This window comes from Pseudomonas sp. MT92 (genome assembly GCF_058792515.1).
Map to the genome: position 1 here is coordinate 168,772 of NZ_JBXAFA010000010.1, position 19,610 is coordinate 188,381.

The 19,610-nt window shown below is 59.0% G+C and carries 17 protein-coding genes; 12 read left to right on the top strand and 5 right to left on the bottom strand.

The features are described 5' to 3' along the window. Positions 1–5: 5 nt before the first annotated feature. Positions 6–185, bottom strand: coding sequence for a PA1571 family protein (locus tag AC1Q6D_RS19640; RefSeq protein ID WP_047531384.1), 180 nt, complete (start codon positions 183–185; stop codon positions 6–8). A 246-nt stretch (positions 186–431) separates the two neighbouring features. Here AC1Q6D_RS19640 and AC1Q6D_RS19645 point away from each other — a divergent pair, with 246 nt between their 5' ends. Further along, the gene (locus AC1Q6D_RS19645; protein WP_178083085.1) at positions 432–2,213 is read left to right on the top strand and encodes an ABC transporter transmembrane domain-containing protein; all 1,782 of its coding nucleotides are present in this window, start codon (positions 432–434) and stop codon (positions 2,211–2,213) included. Positions 2,214–2,290: 77 nt separating this feature from the next. Here AC1Q6D_RS19645 and AC1Q6D_RS19650 read toward each other — a convergent pair whose 3' ends face one another. Continuing rightward, complete coding sequence (locus AC1Q6D_RS19650; RefSeq protein WP_103402664.1) at positions 2,291–4,219, bottom strand: transglycosylase SLT domain-containing protein; 1,929 nt, start codon at positions 4,217–4,219, stop codon at positions 2,291–2,293. Between the two features lie 214 nt (positions 4,220–4,433). Between AC1Q6D_RS19650 and AC1Q6D_RS19655 the strand changes: the two genes are divergently transcribed. Next, complete coding sequence (locus tag AC1Q6D_RS19655) at positions 4,434–6,353, top strand: ATP-binding cassette domain-containing protein (protein WP_047531378.1); 1,920 nt, start codon at positions 4,434–4,436, stop codon at positions 6,351–6,353. A gap of 183 nt (positions 6,354–6,536) precedes the next feature. On the opposite strand, the gene AC1Q6D_RS19660 is transcribed toward AC1Q6D_RS19655, so the two are convergent. Further along, a complete protein-coding gene (locus AC1Q6D_RS19660) occupies positions 6,537–6,977 on the bottom strand; it encodes a universal stress protein (RefSeq protein WP_047531376.1) in 441 nt (146 codons plus the stop codon). Positions 6,978–7,080: 103 nt separating this feature from the next. On the opposite strand from AC1Q6D_RS19660, the gene AC1Q6D_RS19665 reads away from it, so the two are divergent. The 7 genes from AC1Q6D_RS19665 (at position 7,081) to AC1Q6D_RS19695 (ending at position 15,547) form a co-directional block, all read left to right on the top strand. Beyond that, complete coding sequence (locus AC1Q6D_RS19665) at positions 7,081–7,518, top strand: hypothetical protein (protein WP_103402665.1); 438 nt, start codon at positions 7,081–7,083, stop codon at positions 7,516–7,518. A gap of 594 nt (positions 7,519–8,112) precedes the next feature. Further along, entirely contained in the window at positions 8,113–10,260 is a 2,148-nt protein-coding gene (fadB, locus tag AC1Q6D_RS19670; protein ID WP_047531373.1) for a fatty acid oxidation complex subunit alpha FadB, read from the top strand. Between the two features lie 29 nt (positions 10,261–10,289). Next, positions 10,290–11,465, top strand: coding sequence for an acetyl-CoA C-acyltransferase FadA (gene fadA, locus AC1Q6D_RS19675; RefSeq protein ID WP_047531371.1), 1,176 nt, complete (start codon positions 10,290–10,292; stop codon positions 11,463–11,465). A 100-nt stretch (positions 11,466–11,565) separates the two neighbouring features. Beyond that, positions 11,566–11,802 (top strand): DUF1653 domain-containing protein, encoded by a 237-nt coding sequence (locus AC1Q6D_RS19680; RefSeq protein ID WP_034147901.1) that lies wholly within the window; start codon positions 11,566–11,568, stop codon positions 11,800–11,802. A gap of 113 nt (positions 11,803–11,915) precedes the next feature. After that, positions 11,916–14,543: a type I DNA topoisomerase gene (gene topA, locus AC1Q6D_RS19685; protein ID WP_103402666.1), complete on the top strand. Its 2,628-nt coding sequence runs from the start codon at positions 11,916–11,918 to the stop codon at positions 14,541–14,543. A gap of 151 nt (positions 14,544–14,694) precedes the next feature. After that, positions 14,695–15,219, top strand: coding sequence for a DUF6586 family protein (locus AC1Q6D_RS19690; protein ID WP_047531367.1), 525 nt, complete (start codon positions 14,695–14,697; stop codon positions 15,217–15,219). A 94-nt stretch (positions 15,220–15,313) separates the two neighbouring features. Continuing rightward, entirely contained in the window at positions 15,314–15,547 is a 234-nt protein-coding gene (locus tag AC1Q6D_RS19695) for a hypothetical protein (protein WP_047538925.1), read from the top strand. 93 nt (positions 15,548–15,640) lie between these two features. Here the strand turns inward: AC1Q6D_RS19695 and sulA are convergent, their stop codons facing one another. After that, complete coding sequence (sulA, locus tag AC1Q6D_RS19700; protein WP_047531365.1) at positions 15,641–16,114, bottom strand: SOS-induced cell division inhibitor SulA; 474 nt, start codon at positions 16,112–16,114, stop codon at positions 15,641–15,643. Positions 16,115–16,124: 10 nt separating this feature from the next. Beyond that, positions 16,125–16,733: a transcriptional repressor LexA gene (gene lexA / locus AC1Q6D_RS19705; protein ID WP_047531364.1), complete on the bottom strand. Its 609-nt coding sequence runs from the start codon at positions 16,731–16,733 to the stop codon at positions 16,125–16,127. A gap of 229 nt (positions 16,734–16,962) precedes the next feature. Here lexA and AC1Q6D_RS19710 point away from each other — a divergent pair, with 229 nt between their 5' ends. The 3 genes from AC1Q6D_RS19710 (at position 16,963) to AC1Q6D_RS19720 (ending at position 19,589) form a co-directional block, all read left to right on the top strand. Further along, a complete protein-coding gene (locus AC1Q6D_RS19710) occupies positions 16,963–17,670 on the top strand; it encodes a TetR/AcrR family transcriptional regulator (RefSeq protein ID WP_047531361.1) in 708 nt (235 codons plus the stop codon). 158 nt (positions 17,671–17,828) lie between these two features. Next, positions 17,829–18,839, top strand: coding sequence for a beta-N-acetylhexosaminidase (gene nagZ / locus AC1Q6D_RS19715; protein WP_103402667.1), 1,011 nt, complete (start codon positions 17,829–17,831; stop codon positions 18,837–18,839). Between the two features lie 12 nt (positions 18,840–18,851). Then, positions 18,852–19,589, top strand: coding sequence for an S-methyl-5'-thioinosine phosphorylase (locus AC1Q6D_RS19720; RefSeq protein ID WP_103402668.1), 738 nt, complete (start codon positions 18,852–18,854; stop codon positions 19,587–19,589). The last annotated feature ends 21 nt before the right edge of the window (positions 19,590–19,610 follow it).

A 19,610-nucleotide genomic window follows, 5' to 3' on the forward strand; every position in this document is an offset into this window, starting at 1 on the left:
CTATATCACTTTTGTTCGGCAGGCTTGACCAATCGCTTTTCCAGCTCACGGCACGCGGCCTGGATCATGTCTTCAGTGATCGGTACTTCGCGGCCATCGGCATCGATTATCGAGCAACCCAGAGACTGGTTTGGCTGTGTGCGGATTACTTGAATCTTGTCATTTCTGCTGTTTTGCAAGGACATGGCCTGTCTCCTCTTCAGGTGTGTGCTTACTGTAGAACCGCCAGGTGACCAGGCTGTGACAGCTCCCTGCGATCTTTACGCGGCGGCAAGCCCAGTCCACCAGAAATGGCGCGAGGTTGCCACCCGAACCTTAGACCAATAGCGTCTAGCGCCTAGTAGCGGCGGTCATAATTAACCTGACTCATTGTGATTTACCAGGTTCCATCCCATTTGGCCGGACTAGGCTGACCTTATTAACCGTTCTGGATGATGCCAATGCTTTCTGTTCGTCACCGTCGTGCGATTCGCCTGGCCAGTCGTTTCATCGCGCCTTATCGCTGGCACGCGTTCGGTGCCTTACTCGCGTTGATCGTCACGGCGGGTATCACGTTGTCCATGGGACAGGGCATTCGCCTGCTGGTGGATCAGGGCTTCATGACCCAATCACCGCACTTGCTCAATCAGTCCATCGGCCTGTTCATGTTGCTGGTGTTCGGCCTGGCGGTCGGGACCTTTGCGCGTTTTTATCTGGTGTCGTGGATCGGCGAACGTTGTGTCGCCGACATCCGCCGCCAGGTATTCAACCACTTGATTTACCTGCATCCCGGGTTCTACGAAAACAACCGCAGCTCTGAAATCCAGTCGCGGTTGACCGCCGATACGACGTTGCTGCAATCGGTAATCGGCTCTTCCTTGTCACTTTTTCTACGCAACCTGCTGATGGTGATCGGCGGTATCGTCCTGCTGTTTGTGACCAACCCCAAACTCACCAGTATCGTCGTCGTCGCTTTGCCTCTGGTGATCGCGCCGATCCTGATTTTCGGTCGCCGGGTACGCAACCTGTCGCGTTTGAGTCAGGACCGGATTGCCGATATTGGCAGTTATGTCTCGGAAACCCTGGGTCAGATCAAAACCGTGCAGGCCTACAACCACCAGTCTCAGGACGAGCGACGTTTTGCCTTGACCGTGGAAGAAGCGTTCGACACGGCACGCAAGCGTATTTTTCAGCGGGCCTGGTTGATCACATTGGTGATCGTGTTGGTGCTGGGCGCGGTAGGCGTCATGCTGTGGGTCGGAGGCATGGACGTCATTGCCGGGCGAATTTCTGCCGGCGAGCTGGCGGCGTTTGTCTTCTATAGCCTGATCGTCGGCAGTGCATTCGGCACCCTGAGCGAAGTGATTGGCGAGTTGCAGCGCGCGGCGGGCGCAGCCGAGCGGATTGCCGAGTTGCTGCGTTCGGAAAACATCATCCAGTCACCCGGCACCGATCGGGTGACCTTGCCGGAGCGGGTGAAGGGGGATCTGGTGCTGCGAGATGTGCGCTTTTCCTACCCCTCGCGTCCCGAAAGCTATGCCGTCGACGGTCTGAACCTGACCATCAACGCGGGTGAAACCCTGGCACTGGTCGGGCCATCCGGGGCTGGCAAATCGACGGTATATGACCTGCTGCTGCGCTTCTACGACCCCGCCGAAGGCTCCATCCTGCTCGATGGCGTGCCGCTGACCCAGCTCGATCCGCTGGACCTGCGTCGTTGCTTTGCCCTCGTCTCGCAAACGCCGGCGCTGTTTTTCGGCAGCATCGAAGAGAACATCCGCTATGGGAAGCCGACGGCAACGCTGAGCGAGGTTCAGGAGGCGGCGAAAGTCGCCTATGCCCACGACTTTATCGAAGCCATGCCCCAGGGTTACCAGACTCACCTGGGGGACGGTGGCCTTGGATTGTCCGGCGGCCAGCGCCAGCGCCTGGCGATTGCCCGCGCGCTGCTGGTCGACGCGCCAATCCTGCTGCTCGACGAAGCTACCAGCGCCCTCGATGCCCAAAGCGAACACCTGATCCAGCAAGCCCTGCCAACGCTGATGAAAAATCGCACCACCCTGGTCATCGCCCATCGTCTGGCCACGGTGAAAAACGCTGACCGGATCGCTGTGATGGATCAGGGGAAACTGGTCGCGGTGGGCACGCATCAGGAGTTGCTTGCCAGTAATGCGTTGTATGCGCGGCTGGCGGCGTTGCAGTTCAGTGATGGCAAGGCACTGGTCGAGCTCTAGGGGCTGGCTTGCCAGCGAAAGCGGTGCATCACGTGCACCGCGTTTCGCCATTCGTCAGTACGTCGACGCCCACACGATCATTGATCGTCGAAGTACCGCTCGTGCCAATCCACCAACGGTTGCGGTGAGTTGAGTTTCTGGCCGTAGATCACCGAATAAGACAGCACGTTCTGTACATACTGACGGGTTTCGTCAAAGGGGATGCTTTCCACCCATACGTCGAAACTCAGGTGGTCGGCGCCGCGCAGCCACTGGCGTACACGGCCGGGGCCGGCGTTGTAGGCGGCGGAGGCGAGGACGCGGTTGCCGTTGAATTGACTGTGGACCTGGCTCAGGTACGCGGCACCGAGCTGGATGTTCTTGTCCGGCTCCAGCAACTGCTGCGGCGAGGCAAAGGGAATGCTGAACTTGCGCGCAGTTTCCTTGGCGGTCCCGGGCATCAGTTGCATCAAGCCCGACGCGCCGACACCGGAGCGCGCGTCGTCCATGAAGGCGCTTTCCTGGCGAGTGATGGCGAATACCCAGCTCGAATGCAGGCCACGGTTTCTGGCTTCACGCACCAGGGATTCGCGGTGCGCCATCGGGAAGCGGATGTCCAGGTCGTCCCAATACTGAGCCTGACTGATTGTACGGATCGCCGGGAAATACCATTTCAGGTCGTAGGCCAGTTTGGCCTGGGCAACCATTTCCTCGCGACTGAAGTGGCGGCTGACGTGGTACCACTCGCGACGGCCGTCGACAATCTGCCCGCGGGCATGAAACTCCAGGGCTCGGCGAATACCGGGGGTGTTGCGCACTTTGTTGATCGTCGCCTGGCTCAGCACCAGCGGTTTGTTGACCAGTGAATAGGGCGATTGCGAACGATCGGCGGCGAGGAAACCATAAAAGTCGCGTTCGCGGGCGAGGGTTTTATAGAGCGTCTGCGCTTCAGGGTTCTGCGGTTGTGCCAGTTCCAGGCTGCGGGCCTGCCAGTAGCGCCAGCGGTTGGTGGTGGCCAGGTCTTGCGGCAGGCGACGGGTCAGTTGATAGGCGTCGTCCCAGCGGGCCAGGCGCAGCAGCAGGCGCAAGCGCCATTCGGAAACGGTGTTGTCCCGCAGTTCGGGGTCGTACTTGGTCATCACGTCCAGCGCGCGACTGTCGAAGCGGCGCGCGAGTGTCAGGCCGATTTCACGGGCAATCGCCACTTTTTCGTCACGGGAAAAGTGCATGCTGCTGGCATAGCCATCGAGCAGATCCATGGCCTTGTCCGGATCCTGGCGGGCGAGGCGGCGCAGGCCAAGGCTGACGATGTCCGACATCGGTTCGTCGGCCGGCGTGAAACGCGACGGCTGATTGAGCAGCTCGGGCTTTTGCGCCACATCGATCAACAAGCGACCGCGAGGGGCGAGGGTGGTCAGGCCGTTGGCCAGGCTGCTGGCCAGCGGGTAGTTGCGCGACTGGGCGGCAAGCTTGGCGCGCTCCCAGCGTTTTTGCTCTGTCAACTGACCTTCGGCGGCCCACATGCCGAACAGTGCATCACAGGCGGCCGGCAGGGATTTGCCTGTCAGCCAGAGTTTGTTGGTGTTGGCGTAACCTTCGGACTTGAGGTTATGGCTGATCTGATACTGCGCATTCAGGCAGTCCAGTTCGGTGAAGTTCATCTTGGGGTCGTAATATTTGACGAACGTCTGCCAATCGCCGCGATCGGCCATCCAGCGCAGCCAACGCAATTTCATCCAATTGGCTTGTGGCAGGTCGCCATGCTCGGCGAGGAATTTTTCAATTTCGTCATTGCTCGCGGTTTTCAGGCGCGCGGTCAGTTCGTCATAGGCCAGGTAGGGTTCCAGCGGGTAATCGCTGAGGGCCTGGCTGTAGCGGAAATAAGGACCGCTATCGCCCTTGGCCAGGGCACGTTTGGCTTCGTCGTAATATTGGCGCTGGGTAGACAGGTCTACCGCCTGGGCGGAGTTAACGGCAGCGGCAGACAGTAAAAGACATGAAAAAAGCTTGAAAATGCGACTGCGCATGGGACATCCGGGCAGAGAAATCATGAACAAGTGCAGACAATGCCAACACTTAATTAACTGTAGCTTAGCCTTTTGCCAGCAGGGGACGAAAGCTTTGCCCACCTGTCTGTATAAGTTCGCAACATTTGTTGTGCAGAGTGCTTCGACAGTGAAATTGCCGGCCTTCTGAGGCCTCAAGTCAGGTAGAATGCGCGCCCGGTTTTTGGAGAAGCTCATGACCCTGCTCAAATTCAGCGATGTGTCCCTTGCTTTCGGCGCTATGCCGTTGTTGGACAAGGTGTCCTGGCAGATCGCCCGTGGAGAGCGGGTGTGCATCATCGGCCGCAACGGCACTGGCAAGTCCAGCATGATGAAGCTCGTCAAGGGCGACCAGAAGCCCGATGACGGCTCCGTTTGGCGCGCACCCGGGCTCAAGATCGGCGAATTGCCGCAAGAATTGCCGGTAGCCGACGAGCGGACCGTGTTCGACGTGGTGGCCGAAGGCCTGGACGGCGTGGGCGCATTGCTCGCCGAATATCACCACCTGAGCCAGAACATCGTCACTGACGCCGACCTGGACAAGCTGATGCACGTCCAGCACGATCTCGAGGCCCGCGACGGCTGGCGTCTGCAGACCCTGGTCGACAGCACCCTCAGCCGCCTGCAATTGCCCGCCGACAAGACCCTCGCCGAGTTGTCCGGCGGCTGGCGTCGTCGCGTGCTGCTGGCCCAGGCACTGGTTTCCGAACCTGACCTGCTGCTGCTCGACGAACCGACCAACCACCTGGACATCGGTGCGATCGCCTGGCTCGAAGAAGCGCTCAAGGACTTCCAGGGCGCCGTGCTCTTCATCACGCACGACCGTTCCTTCCTGCAAAACCTCGCGACCCGAATCCTCGAGCTGGATCGCGGTGGCTTGATCGACTGGAACGGCGACTACGCCAGTTTCCTCGTGCACAAAGAGGCTGAGCTGGCCGCCGAGGCGACCGCCAACGCACTGTTCGACAAGCGTCTGGCTCAGGAAGAAGTGTGGATTCGCCAGGGCATCAAGGCTCGTCGCACCCGTAACGAAGGTCGCGTGCGCGCCCTGAAGGCGTTGCGTGTCGAGCGCAGCGAACGTCGTGAGCGTACCGGCAAGGCCAATATCCAGTTGGAAACGGCCGACAAGTCTGGCAAGCAGGTGATGGTCCTCGAAAATGTGAGCTTCGCTCACCCGGGCGGCCCGTTCCTGATCAAGGATTTCTCGATGGTGCTGCAACGCGGCGACCGCATCGGTCTGCTGGGTGCCAACGGTACCGGCAAGACCACGCTGCTGAAACTGATGCTCAGCGGCTTGCAGCCCACCAGCGGCAAGGTGGAAGAAGGCACGAAGATCGATGTCGCCTACTTCGACCAGTTGCGCCATCAACTGGACCTGGAAAAAACCGTGATCGATAACGTCGCTGAAGGTCGCGACTTCATCGACATCGACGGCCAGAGCCGCCATGTCCTGAGCTACCTCGGCGATTTCCTGTTCAGCCCGCAGCGTGCCCGTACGCCGGTCAAGGCGCTGTCCGGTGGTGAGCGTGCCCGTCTGTTGCTGGCCAAACTGTTCAGCAAGCCGGCGAACCTGCTGGTCCTCGACGAACCGACCAACGACCTCGACGTCGAAACCCTCGAACTGCTGGAAGAGGTCTTGCTGACCTTTAACGGCACCGTGCTGATGGTCAGCCACGACCGGGCATTCCTCGATAACGTGGTGACCAGCACCCTGGTTTTCGAAGGTGAAGGCAAGGTTCGCGAATACGTCGGTGGTTATCAGGACTGGCTGCGTCAAGGCGGCTCGCCGCGCCTGTTGGGCGTGACCGAGAGCAAGTCCGGCAAGGCCGACCTGAACTCAGCCGTCGTCAAAGCCGAACCTGCGCCCGTCGCGGTGGCGGTCGAAGCGCCGGTGGCGAAGAAAAAGCTCAGCTACAAATTGCAGCGTGAGCTGGAAGCTTTGCCGGGGCAGATCGAAGCCATGGAGCAGCAGATCGCTACCGTCGAGGCGCAGATGGCTGATGCTGGTTTCTACCTGCGTCCGGCCGCTGAAACCGCTGCGGTGATCGCTCAATTGGCGCAGTTGCAGGCTGAACTCGACGTGATGGTCGAGCGTTGGGCCGAGCTGGATGCCTGATTGATCCTGCAATGAAAAGGCCCGGCTTCATTCGCATGAACGCCGGGCTTTTCATATGCCGTGCTGAATATCCTGTAGGAGCGAGCTTGCTCGCGATGAATCCGGGAGCTCCGCGGGGTGTCAGGCTTTTCGCGTTACCGTTGACGACCCTCGCGAGCGAGCTTGCTCCTACAGGAGGTGTTGTCAGCTTTTGTTTTGCAGGCGCACTGCCAGTACATCGCAAGGCGCACCGTGCAGTACATCGTTGGCGGTTGAGCCCAGCAGCAGTGCCAGGCCGTGTCGCCCGTGACTGCCGACCACGATAATGTCGCACCCTTGCTCCTTGGCCAGGTGGTGAATTTCCTGGCGTGGCTGGCCGTAGGTCAGGTGGCTGTACTCCCTGGACAGCTCCGGGTATTTCACGATCAACCGGTCAAGACGCTCTTTGGCCTGATCGAACTGCTGTTGTTGCAGTTGTGACAGGTCCATCGGCACGTCACCGCCAAAGGCCATGGCCATCGGCTCGACAATGTGCACCAGGGACAATTTCGCACTATTGCTCACTGCCAGTTCGCGAGCACGGTGGATTACAGGGTCGCACTCTTCGGTTAGGTCTACAGCGACCAGAATGTGGTGGTAGGGCATGAGGTGCTCTCCTGAGGGTTGCAATATTGATAAGTATGGCTGGTTTCAAGCGTATTGGTTTCAAAGTGACTGAATACGCTCATCAAGAATCGGGAGTACAGATATGACGGTCTGGATAGTGGTGTCAATCCTGCTGGTGGTACTCAGTCCGCTGGCATGGTTGCGACCGTCTCGCCACCAGAGTGGCCGCATGGCCCTGCGCATGGAGGCGCGACGCATCGGGTTGGCGATGCAGCTGGCGCCGCAGGAATGGCCGCACTGGCTTTGCCAGGAGCCGCCCAACCCTTGTGCGCAGTACCACAGGCCGCGGCGTGGCAATAAACCGGCGTGCTGGAGTTACTGGCAGAAATCACCGGGTGTCTGGGTGAATCAGTGGCAGGAAGTCTGTGAGGATCGGTCACTGCTCAATCATTTCGAAAAATTGCCAGACAATGTCTACAAGGTCGAGGCCGATAAACAAATGATCGCCCTGTATTGGGGCGAGAAGGGCGAAGCCGAGGTATTGCAACATATCGATGCCACCCTCAAAGCTCTGGCCTGAAACACAATCCATGCAGGAGCGAGCCTGCTCGCGATGAACCTGAGAGCGCCACGGGGTGTCAGGTTCATCGCTGGCAGCCTGGCTCCCACAGTTTTTTATGCAGGCAATAAAAAGCCCGACAACATCATCGGGCGGGTTGGCCAGGCAGGCCGGTAAATTCGGTGTGGGCTGATCTTACGCTGGGCGTTCGCCAAAAGCGTTCACATTTTTATCCTGAGTCTCGCCAGCGTAGCTCGTTAAACGCGGGCTGCCGCGAATTAGGGCGACTTTTCTAATGATTGATCCTATGAATGACTTCACATGCTTCGGCGTGTTGAAGGTCTTCGCAGTACGGAAATGACCGGAAAGTCGCGTTTCAACCCCCTGTTTCGGGCGATTGACAATTGTCGGAAATTCCGTGAAGGTGACGTACCCAAATCAAACGGGCGTATGAATTGAGCGTTTGTATTTCAGATCGCTCCTACAGAATCCCGACTATCGCGTTGGCGGGTGTGTCGGGTGGATAGGCGTAGCATCGACGTTTAACGTCCCTGCCGAGCCATTCGCCTGCGTCCGACGTGTACTGTTCAGCTTCCATATCGTGGAGATCAGTTGATGATTTACGAAGGTAAAGCCATCACGGTTAAGGCTCTTGAAAGTGGCATCGTCGAACTGAAATTCGACCTCAAGGGTGAGTCCGTCAACAAGTTCAACCGTCTAACCCTGAACGAACTGCGTCAGGCCGTAGACACCATCAAGGCAGATGCTTCGATCAAGGGTGTGATCGTCAGCAGTGGCAAGGACGTCTTCATCGTCGGCGCCGACATCACCGAATTTGTCGACAACTTCAAGCTGCCGGATGCAGAGCTTGTTGCTGGCAACCTCGAAGCCAACAAAATTTTCAGCGATTTCGAAGACCTCAACGTCCCGACCGTCGCCGCGATCAACGGCATCGCTCTGGGTGGCGGTCTGGAAATGTGCCTGGCAGCGGACTACCGCGTCATGTCCACCAAGGCCAAGATCGGTTTGCCTGAAGTCAAGCTGGGCATCTACCCGGGCTTCGGCGGTACCGTTCGCCTGCCGCGCCTGATCGGTGCCGACAACGCCATCGAGTGGATCGCCGCCGGCAAGGAAAACCGTCCGGAAGACGCGCTGAAAGTTGGCGCCGTCGATGCCGTGGTGGCGCCTGAAAAACTGCAGGAAGCTGCGCTGGAACTGATCAAGCGCGCCATTTCCGGCGAGTTCGATTACAAGGCCAAGCGCCAGCCGAAGCTGGAAAAACTGAAGCTGAACGCGATCGAGCAAATGATGGCTTTCGAAACCGCCAAAGGTTTCGTGGCCGGCCAGGCTGGCCCGAACTACCCGGCGCCGGTCGAAGCGATCAAGACCATCCAGAAAGCCGCGAACTTCGGTCGCGACAAGGCTCTGGAAGTCGAAGCGGCCGGTTTCGTGAAGCTGGCCAAGACCTCTGCTGCGCAGAGCTTGATCGGCCTGTTCCTGAACGATCAGGAGCTGAAGAAAAAGGCCAAGGCCTACGACGAAATCGCCAAGGACGTGAAGCAGGCTGCCGTACTCGGCGCCGGCATCATGGGTGGCGGTATCGCCTATCAGTCGGCGTCCAAAGGCACGCCGATCCTGATGAAGGACATCAACGAGCACGGTATCGAGCAGGGGCTGGCCGAAGCCGCCAAGCTGCTGGTTGGCCGCGTTGAGAAAGGCCGCATGACCGCCGCGAAAATGGCTGAAGTGCTCAACGGCATTCGTCCGACGCTGTCTTACGGTGACTTCGGTCACGTTGACCTGGTGGTTGAAGCGGTCGTCGAGAACCCGAAGGTCAAGCAAGCCGTTCTGGCTGAAGTCGAAGACCAGGTCAAAGAGGACACCATCCTCGCCTCGAACACCTCGACCATTTCCATCAGCCTGTTGGCCAAGGCCCTCAAGCGTCCGGAAAACTTCGTCGGCATGCACTTCTTCAACCCGGTGCACATGATGCCGCTGGTCGAAGTGATCCGTGGCGAGAAGTCCAGCGAGCTGGCCGTTGCCACCACCGTTGCCTACGCCAAGAAAATGGGCAAGAACCCGATCGTGGTCAACGACTGCCCGGGCTTCCTGGTCAACCGTGTCCTGTTCCCGTACTTTGGCGGTTTCGCCAAGTTGGTCAGCGCCGGTGTGGACTTCGTCCGTATCGACAAGGTCATGGAAAAATTCGGCTGGCCTATGGGCCCGGCCTACCTGATGGACGTCGTCGGCATCGACACCGGCCACCACGGCCGTGATGTGATGGCTGAAGGTTTCCCGGACCGCATGAAAGACGACCGTCGTTCGGCCGTTGACGTGCTTTACGAAGCCAAGCGCCTGGGCCAGAAGAACGGCAAGGGCTTCTACGCCTACGAGACCGACAAGAAGGGCAAGCAGAAGAAGGTCGCCGATCCGTCGGTCCTGGAAGTGCTCAAGCCAATCGTGTTCGAACAGCGCGAAGTCACCGACGAAGACATCATCAACTGGATGATGATCCCGCTGTGCCTGGAAACTGTGCGTTGCCTGGAAGACGGCATCGTCGAAACCGCTGCCGAAGCCGACATGGGTCTGGTCTACGGTATTGGTTTCCCTCCATTCCGTGGCGGTGCGCTGCGCTATATCGATTCGATCGGTGTTGCAGCGTTCGTTGCCCTGGCTGACCAGTACGCTGATTTGGGCGCGCTGTACCACCCGACCGCGAAGCTGCGCGAAATGGCCAAAAACGGCCAGAGCTTTTTCGGTTAAGCGCCCCCAACTAGAGTGAGAGTGAACTTATGAGCTTGAATCCTAGAGACGTCGTGATTGTCGACTTCGGTCGTACTCCGATGGGCCGCTCCAAGGGCGGCATGCACCGCAACACCCGCGCCGAAGACATGTCGGCGCACCTGATCAGCAAACTGCTGGAACGCAACGTCAAGGTCGACCCGAACGAAGTCGAAGACGTGATCTGGGGCTGTGTGAACCAGACCCTGGAACAGGGCTGGAACATCGCCCGCATGGCGTCGCTGATGACCCAGATCCCGCACACCTCGGCTGGCCAGACCGTCAGCCGTCTGTGCGGCTCGTCGATGAGCGCGCTGCACACTGCCGCGCAAGCGATCATGACCGGTAATGGTGACGTGTTCGTCGTTGGCGGCGTCGAGCATATGGGTCACGTGAGCATGATGCACGGTGTCGATCCGAACCCGCACATGTCCCTGTACGCGGCGAAAGCCTCGGGCATGATGGGCCTGACCGCTGAAATGCTGGGCAAAATGCACGGCATCACTCGCGAGCAGCAGGATGCTTTCGGCATGCGTTCCCACCAACTCGCCCATAAGGCGACCGTGGAAGGCAAGTTCAAAGACGAAATCATCCCGATGCAGGGCTACGACGAGAACGGTTTCCTGAAACTGTTCGACTACGACGAAACCATTCGTCCGGAAACTACCCTGGAAAGTCTGGCGGCCCTAAAGCCGGCCTTCAATCCAAAGGGCGGTACCGTGACGGCGGGTACTTCGTCGCAGATCACTGATGGTGCTTCGTGCATGATCGTGATGTCGGCGCAGCGCGCACAGGATCTGGGTATCCAGCCTATGGCGGTGATTCGCTCGATGGCAGTGGCAGGTGTGGATCCGGCGATCATGGGCTATGGTCCAGTACCGGCCACACAGAAAGCACTGAAGCGCGCGGGCCTCGGCATCAACGATATCGACTTCTTCGAGCTCAACGAAGCTTTCGCCGCACAGGCCTTGCCCGTGTTGAAAGATCTGAAAGTGCTCGACAAGATGAACGAGAAGGTTAACCTGCACGGCGGCGCGATCGCCCTGGGTCACCCGTTCGGTTGTTCCGGTGCGCGTATCTCCGGCACTTTGCTCAATGTAATGAAGCAAAATGGCGGCACCTTCGGGGTAGCGACCATGTGCATTGGTCTCGGCCAAGGCATCTCCACCGTCTTTGAACGCGTTTAAGCGTCTCGCTGACGGAAGCCGGGGCCAAGTGCCCCGGTTTTTTGTTTTTTCGAGTTTATTTTTATTTTTATTTTGAAATGATTTGAGTGGGGGCCGAAGCATGCCGATACAACCTGGGCTCTACCAACATTACAAAGGTCCGCAGTACCGTGTATTCAGTGTTGCACGGCACTCGGAAACCGAAGAAGAAGTGGTCTTCTACCAAGCCCTGTATGGCGATTACGGCTTTTGGGTGCGTCCCTTGAGCATGTTCCTGGAGTCGGTCGAAGTTGACGGCGAGCAGGTGCCACGCTTTGCTTTGGTGCAAGCCGAACCGAGTGTTTTTTCCAAGCCATAAGCTGAGTGCGCGCAAAACCCTGCGCTTGACCTCACCTTGTAGCCACTATATATAGCGGTGCCGCGTCAGGCGCCAACGCCTTTCACTTCTAGAATTCAGGAATTTTCTGATCCATGGGCAAATCGCTGGTCATTGTGGAATCCCCGGCTAAGGCCAAGACCATCAACAAGTATCTGGGTAACCAATACGTGGTGAAGTCGAGTATCGGCCATATCCGAGACCTGCCCACCAGCGGTTCGGCTAGCGCCAGCAAAGAGCCAGCCGCCAAGCGCGGCAAGGCCGCTGCGGGTGAAGCGCCGGCACTGTCGCCGAAAGAAAAGGCGCGCAAGCAGCTGGTCGCTCGCATGGGGGTCGATCCCGATCATGGCTGGAAAGCCAAGTACGAGATCCTTCCAGGCAAGGAAAAGGTCATCGAAGAGCTGCGCCGGCTCGCCAAGGATGCTGACACCATCTATCTCGCAACCGACTTGGATCGCGAGGGGGAAGCCATTGCCTGGCACCTGCGCGAAGCCATCGGTGGTGACGACAGCCGCTACAAGCGCGTGGTGTTCAACGAAATTACCAAGAAGGCGATTCAGGAAGCTTTCTCCCAGCCGGGCGAACTGGACATCGATCGCGTGAATGCCCAGCAGGCCCGTCGTTTCCTCGACCGCGTCGTGGGTTACATGGTGTCGCCACTGCTGTGGGCCAAGATTGCCCGTGGCCTGTCCGCCGGTCGTGTGCAGTCGGTTGCCGTGAAACTGGTGGTCGAGCGTGAGCGTGAGATCCGCGCGTTCATCCCGGAAGAATATTGGGAAGTTCACGCTGACCTCGGCACCGCCAAGGGTGCAACCGTGCGTTTCGATGTCGCCCGCGAGAAGGGCGAAGCCTTCAAGCCGCTCAACGAAGCCCAGGCCATGGCCGCGCTGGAGAAGCTCAAGGCTTCCAGCTACAGCATCGTCAAGCGCGAAGACAAGCCGACCAGCAGCAAGCCGTCGGCTCCGTTCATCACCTCCACCCTGCAGCAGGCCGCGAGCAACCGCCTGGGCTTCGGTGTGAAGAAAACCATGATGATGGCCCAGCGTCTGTATGAAGCCGGCTACATCACTTATATGCGTACCGACTCCACCAACCTCTCGGCTGACGCCGTGGCGATGGCGCGTACTTATATTGAAGGCGAGTTCGGCAAGAAGTACCTGCCGGAAACGCCGAACGTCTATAGCAGCAAGGAAGGCGCACAAGAGGCTCACGAAGCGATTCGTCCGTCCGACGCCAACACCGAGCCAAGCAAGCTCTCGGGCATGGAACGTGACGCCGAGCGCCTCTACGAGCTGATCTGGCGCCAGTTCCTGGCTTGTCAGATGCTGCCGGCCCAATACCTGTCGACCACGGTCACCGTCGGTGCCGGTGACTTCGAGTTGCGTGCCAAGGGCCGTATCCTCAAGTTCGACGGTTACACCCGCGTCATGCCGCAAATCGCCAAGCCGGGCGATGATGACGTACTGCCGGACATGGGCCAGGGCGACGCGATGAAGCTGATCAAGCTTGATCCGACCCAGCACTTCACCAAACCGCCGGCGCGTTATTCGGAAGCCAGCCTGGTAAAGGAAATGGAAAAACGCGGCATCGGTCGTCCTTCGACCTATGCGGCGATCATTTCGACCATTCAGGACCGCGGGTACGTGGCGCTGCACAACCGTCGTTTCTATTCGGAAAAGATGGGTGACATCGTCACCGAACGTCTGGCCGAAAGCTTCTCCAACCTGATGGACTACGGTTTCACAGCCGGCATGGAAGAGAACCTCGATGACGTGGCCCAGGGCGAACGCGACTGGAAAAACGTGCTCGACGAGTTTTACGGCGACTTCAAGAAAAAACTCGAATTGGCCGAAAGCCCGGAAAACGGCATGCGGGCCAACCAGCCGGTGATGACCGATATTCCGTGCACGACCTGCGGTCGCCCGATGCAGATTCGTACTGCATCGACCGGTGTGTTCCTCGGTTGCTCGGGCTACAGCCTGCCACCGAAAGAGCGCTGCAAGGCCACCGTCAACCTGGTTCCCGGCGATGAAATCGCCGCGGACGACGAGGGTGAGTCGGAGTCTCTGGTGTTGCGCGGCAAGCATCGTTGCCCAATCTGCAGCACGGCGATGGACGCTTACCTGCTCGACGAGAAGCGCAAGCTGCACATCTGCGGTAACAACCCGGATTGCGCTGGCTACGAAATCGAAGAGGGCACCTACCGCATCAAGGGCTACGAAGGTCCGAGCCTGGAGTGCGACAAGTGCGGCAGCGAGATGCAGCTCAAGACCGGCCGTTTCGGCAAGTTCTTCGGTTGCACCAACTCGACGTGCAAGAACACTCGCAAACTGCTGAAAAGTGGTGATGCGGCGCCGCCGAAGATGGATCCGGTGAAGATGCCTGAGCTGAAATGCGAAAAGGTCAACGACACCTACATCCTGCGCGACGGTGCGTCCGGTCTGTTCCTGGCGGCCAGCCAGTTCCCGAAAAACCGCGAAACTCGTGCGCCACTGGTCATGGAAATCTTGCCGCACAAGGATGAGATCGATCCGAAGTATCACTTCCTCTGCGAAGCGCCGAAGAAGGATCCGGACGGCCTCCCGGCAGTGATTCGTTACAGCCGCAAGACCAAAGAGCAATATGTGCAGACAGAGGTCGACGGCAAGCCAACTGGCTGGAAAGCGTTCTACGACGGTGGCAAGTGGAAGGTCGAGGACAAGCGACCGGCTGCGAAGGCATAAAATCGCAAGACATTGCAGGAACGAACTCGCTCGCGATGAGCGTGAGAGCAGCGCGGGCATTCTGAAGGCCCGCGTCATCGTTGGCGTCCATCGCGAGCTCGCTCCTGCATGACCTGCCTGAAGCAATTATTTCGTTGTGGAGACTGCCGTCATGGCCAATGAGCTCTATACCCGTACCAATCAAAAGATTTATTTCGCCGGACTGTCTCTGGAGGCGCTCGCCAGGGCCGAAGAGGGGCGGGCGATGAACTCTCTCGCGCTGATTCAGGCCGGTCGTGAGTCGGCGCTGTTTCACCTGTACGGTGCGCTGCTGGGTTTGTGTCACGAGATCGCCGGTTTCTACCGTTTGCCTCAGGCCAATGCGTCTCGGGCCGAATCGTTGCTGACTCGCGAAGTCCTGGACACCATTGCTATTCCTGAGCTGGCCGAGATGATCGAGCTGGCGAACAACCCGCAAACCTGGCTGGCCAAGTTGCTGGCGGCCCATCAAGCACTGTTTCAGCCTCCGCGGGCGCCGCACAAGCCGAAAGGGGATGTGACGCAGCCGCTGATTCTCGCGGTGAATCTGGACGAGGAAGAGGCGCCGGACGAGTTGAACCGCGAAGAACTGGAAAGCTGGCGTCAGAACCTGAAAGGGTTGGCAATTCGGTTTCGTGACGGTTTGAATGAGTGCTGACAGAAACGCTTTTGCGATGGCATCTGGTCAAGATCCCGAGCGAAGCCTGACCGATGCCTATATAATCCCCGCCTTTCGTGGAGAACAGACCTTTATGCCAACGTCCTTTCTAGAAATTGTCGAGTTACCAGACGGCCGTATCGAGCTTCGCAGGGCTGAGGACGAGGGTTCTCTGGTTACTTTGGATTTCTCCGAGGACGCAAAAGCGTTCCTGCAAGGCCAGCACGTGGAAGTCGCCAAGGCGATGCTGAGCGTCGGTGTTCAGATGGCCGGGCGGCTGGTTGAAGGCGAACTCGACAAGGAAGAGGGGCCGCGGGTCCTTCATTGATCCCGCCCGTCGGTTTTTCAGGATGTACTTACAGATCGGCTTCTCTGTCCCTGGAGAAGCCTCGCGCCATTCAAGGCGCGTCATGTTTATCAGTTAACCCAGTCGAATGTTCAGGCTTTGAGCGTCCCCGGTCCGGGCAGCGCTGATCAACTGTTGTCGCGAGTTGGCGGTCAGCGTATTGAGCCAACTGACAACTGTATGGCTGCGACCCAGGCGTAGGGCTTCGCAGGCCAGTTGTTGAGCGCTCTGGGTGCCGCGCGGTTGCAGCAGCAGAATACGTTCGCGGTTAAGGCCGGCGTCCCGCAGCCAAGCCTGGGTCAGGCTGGCAGGCGGGGCGATCAGCGTCAGCCAGCGCGCATCCTGATCCTGGCTCAACTCCCTGAGGATTGGCGCCAGAAGGTTCAGGCAATTCCCGGCTGCACCACGCAGAGACAACTCACTGAAGACCTCGGGTTCGGCGCTCCATGGCGACTCGACCACTTCCTTCAGGATCGGCGCCAATGGCTGCGCCATGAACGCTTCGAACAACGGCAGTTGGGCTTGCTGTGATGTATGTGGGAACTGCATAAAGCCTCCTTTAGCGGCGAATGACGCCGACACTCAAGCCTTCGATCACCAGTTCCTGATCTTTAAGGTTCACTTCGATTGGGGCGAATTCAGGGTTTTCGGCGATCAGCCAGACTTTGCTGCCATCGCGCTTGAAACGCTTGACGGTCACTTCGTCGCCGATCCGTGCGACCACGATCTGGCCGTTACGGGCTTCACGGGTGGTGTGCACGGCCAGCAGGTCGCCGTCGAAAATACCCACGTCTTTCATGCTCATGCCATGAACTCGCAACAGGTAGTCGGCGCGGGGATGGAAGAACGAAGGATTGATGTTGCAGGATTCCTCGACGTGTTGCTGAGCGAGGATCGGTGCGCCAGCGGCCACGCGGCCGATGATCGGCAGGCTGGAGTCGTCGGCCTTGGCCTCGAACCCGGGAATGCGAATCCCGCGGGAAGCACCAGGCGTCATTTCGATTGCGCCTTTGCGGGCAAGCGCCTTGAGGTGCTCTTCTGCCGCGTTTGGCGATTTGAAACCCAGTTCCTGAGCGATTTCCGCACGGGTTGGCGGGTAGCCGTTGTCTTCTAGGCAGCGTTTGATGAAGGCCAGAATCTCTGCTTGGCGTGGCGTCAGCTTTAGCATAATGATCGCTCTGTCTTTTTATACAGTGACTGGGATTATATACAGTGAAACGGTCTTGGCAATGCCCCTTTTCTGGCACGGCGCCAGACGGTCGATCAGCCAGCTGATTGAAGCTGTCTGGTTGTATGGTTAAATGTATGACTGACCATTCCCGAAACGAACCGCCAGACTTGACAACACGTAGACTGAAACGTATGTTTCAAACAAGTGTTTGTCAGGCGGAGTAGTCATGGCCCAGTCGGAAACCGTAGAACGCATTCTTGATGCTGCCGAGCAGTTGTTCGCGGAAAAAGGTTTCGCCGAAACCTCGTTGCGTCTGATTACCAGCAAGGCCGGTGTCAATCTGGCTGCGGTGAATTATCACTTCGGGTCAAAAAAAGCGCTGATCCAGGCGGTCTTTTCCCGTTTTCTAGGGCCGTTCTGCATCAGTCTCGATAAGGAGCTGGAGCGGCGCCAGGCCAAGCCAGAGAGCAAGGCGACACTTGAGGAGTTGCTTGAAATCCTCGTCGAGCAGGCTCTCGTCGTACAGCCACGCAGTGGCAACGATCTCTCTATCTTCATGCGTTTGCTGGGGCTGGCCTTCAGTCAGAGCCAGGGGCATTTGCGTCGTTATCTGGAAGACATGTACGGCAAGGTGTTTCGCCGCTACATGATGCTGGTTAACGAAGCCGCACCGCGTATTCCGCCGATCGAACTGTTCTGGCGCGTGCACTTCATGCTGGGTGCCGCTGCGTTCAGCATGTCCGGCATCAAGGCCTTGCGCGCCATCGCCGAAACCGACTTCGGGGTGAACACCTCCATCGAGCAGGTCATGCGACTGATGGTGCCGTTCCTGGCGGCCGGCATGCGTGCCGAGTCCGGTGTCACCGATACGGCCATGGCCAGCGCGCAGTTGCGTCCGCGTAGCAAGTCGACACCGGTTGCCGCCAAGGTTTAACCCTGCACGGGTGGGCGCGGCAGCTGACATCCGCTAAGCTAGCCGCCCATGCCGACTCTCGTTCTGAATCCGTTCCCCACTGAAATCGCCGACCTGCCGGGCACTGGTCATGGCGGCGAATTCGTGCGAGCCGGATTTTTCGTTATCAAGGAATCTCTATGACTGCTGGCCTGCAAGGCTCGTTGATGGTGGACGTCGCCGGTACCTGGCTGACGGCTGAAGATCGCCAATTGCTGCGTCAACCCGAGGTGGGTGGCCTGATTATTTTCGCTCGCAACATTGAGCATCCGCGTCAGGTCCGCGAGTTGAGTGCCGCCATCCGTGCCATCCGCCCTGATTTGTTGTTGGCGGTGGATCAGGAAGGCGGGCGCGTTCAACGTCTGCGCCAGGGCTTCGTGCGTCTGCCGGCGATGCGTGCCATTGCCGATAATCCGAATGCTGAATACCTGGCCGAGCAGTGTGGCTGGATCATGGCGACCGAAGTGTTGGCTGTTGGTCTGGATCTGAGCTTCGCGCCGGTACTTGACCTCGACTACCAGCGCAGCGCCGTGGTCGGCACCCGTTCGTTCGAAGGCGACCCCCAACGTGCGGCGCTGCTGGCTGGTGCATTCATTCGTGGCATGAACAGTGCGGGCATGGCTGCCACCGGCAAGCATTTTCCCGGTCACGGTTGGGCCGAGGCCGATTCCCATGTCGCGATTCCAAACGACGAGCGCAGTCTCGACGAAATCCGCGCCAACGACCTGGTGCCGTTCGCCAGGCTGAGCAAGCAACTGGCAGCGGTCATGCCGGCACACGTCATCTATCCGCAAGTCGATTCCAAGCCTGCCGGTTTCTCCCGGCGCTGGTTGCAGGACATTTTGCGCGGTGAACTGCAATTCGACGGTGTGATCTTCAGTGATGATCTGTCCATGGCGGGTGCCCATGTCGTGGGGGATGCCGCCAGCCGTATCGAAGCGGCATTGAGCGCCGGGTGCGACATGGGCCTGGTGTGCAACGATCGCGCGGCCGCCGAGCTGGCCCTGAGCGCCGCGCAACGCCTGAAGGTCAAGCCGTCCGCGCGCATTGCGCGGATGCGCGGTCAGTCGTTCGCGAACATCGAATACCGTCAGGATCCGCGTTGGCTGATCGCCGTCGGCGCGCTCAAAGACGCTCAATTGATTGATTAAGGACGGTTCGTTATGACGGTTTACGCGATTATCGGTGGTACTGGCCTGACTCAACTCGAAGGCCTGAGCATTCGTCAGTCATTGGCGGTGGACACCCCTTATGGCGCGCCTTCTGCCGAGGTGCAGATCGGTGAGTACGCGGGCAAGGAAGTATTGTTCCTTGCCCGTCATGGTCACCCGCACCGTTTTCCGCCGCATCAGGTGAACTACCGTGCCAACCTTTGGGCGCTGAAGCAGGCCGGAGCCGAGGCCATTCTCGCGGTCAACGCCGTCGGTGGCATTCATGCGGCGATGGGCACCGGGCATTTTTGCGTGCCGCATCAGTTGATCGATTACACCAGCGGTCGCGAGCACACCTACTTTGCCGATGACCTGGAGCACGTTACGCACATCGACTTCAGCTATCCCTACAGCGAATCGCTGCGTCAGGAGTTGATCGCGGCGCTGGCTGCAGAAGGTGTCGGTTACAGCAGTCATGGCGTGTATGCCTGCACCCAGGGGCCGCGACTGGAAACCGTGGCCGAGATCGCGCGTCTGGAGCGTGACGGGTGTGACATCGTCGGCATGACGGGTATGCCGGAAGCAGCCCTGGCTCGTGAGCTGGAGCTGGATTACGCCTGTCTGGCGCTGGTGGTGAATCCGGCAGCGGGCAAGTCGACGGCGGTGATCACCATGGTGGAGATCGAGCAGGCGTTGCATGACGGGATGGGCAAGGTGAAGTCGACGTTGGCGCGGGTGCTCAAGGGCTGAGTCAGGCTTGGCGCCGAGTCG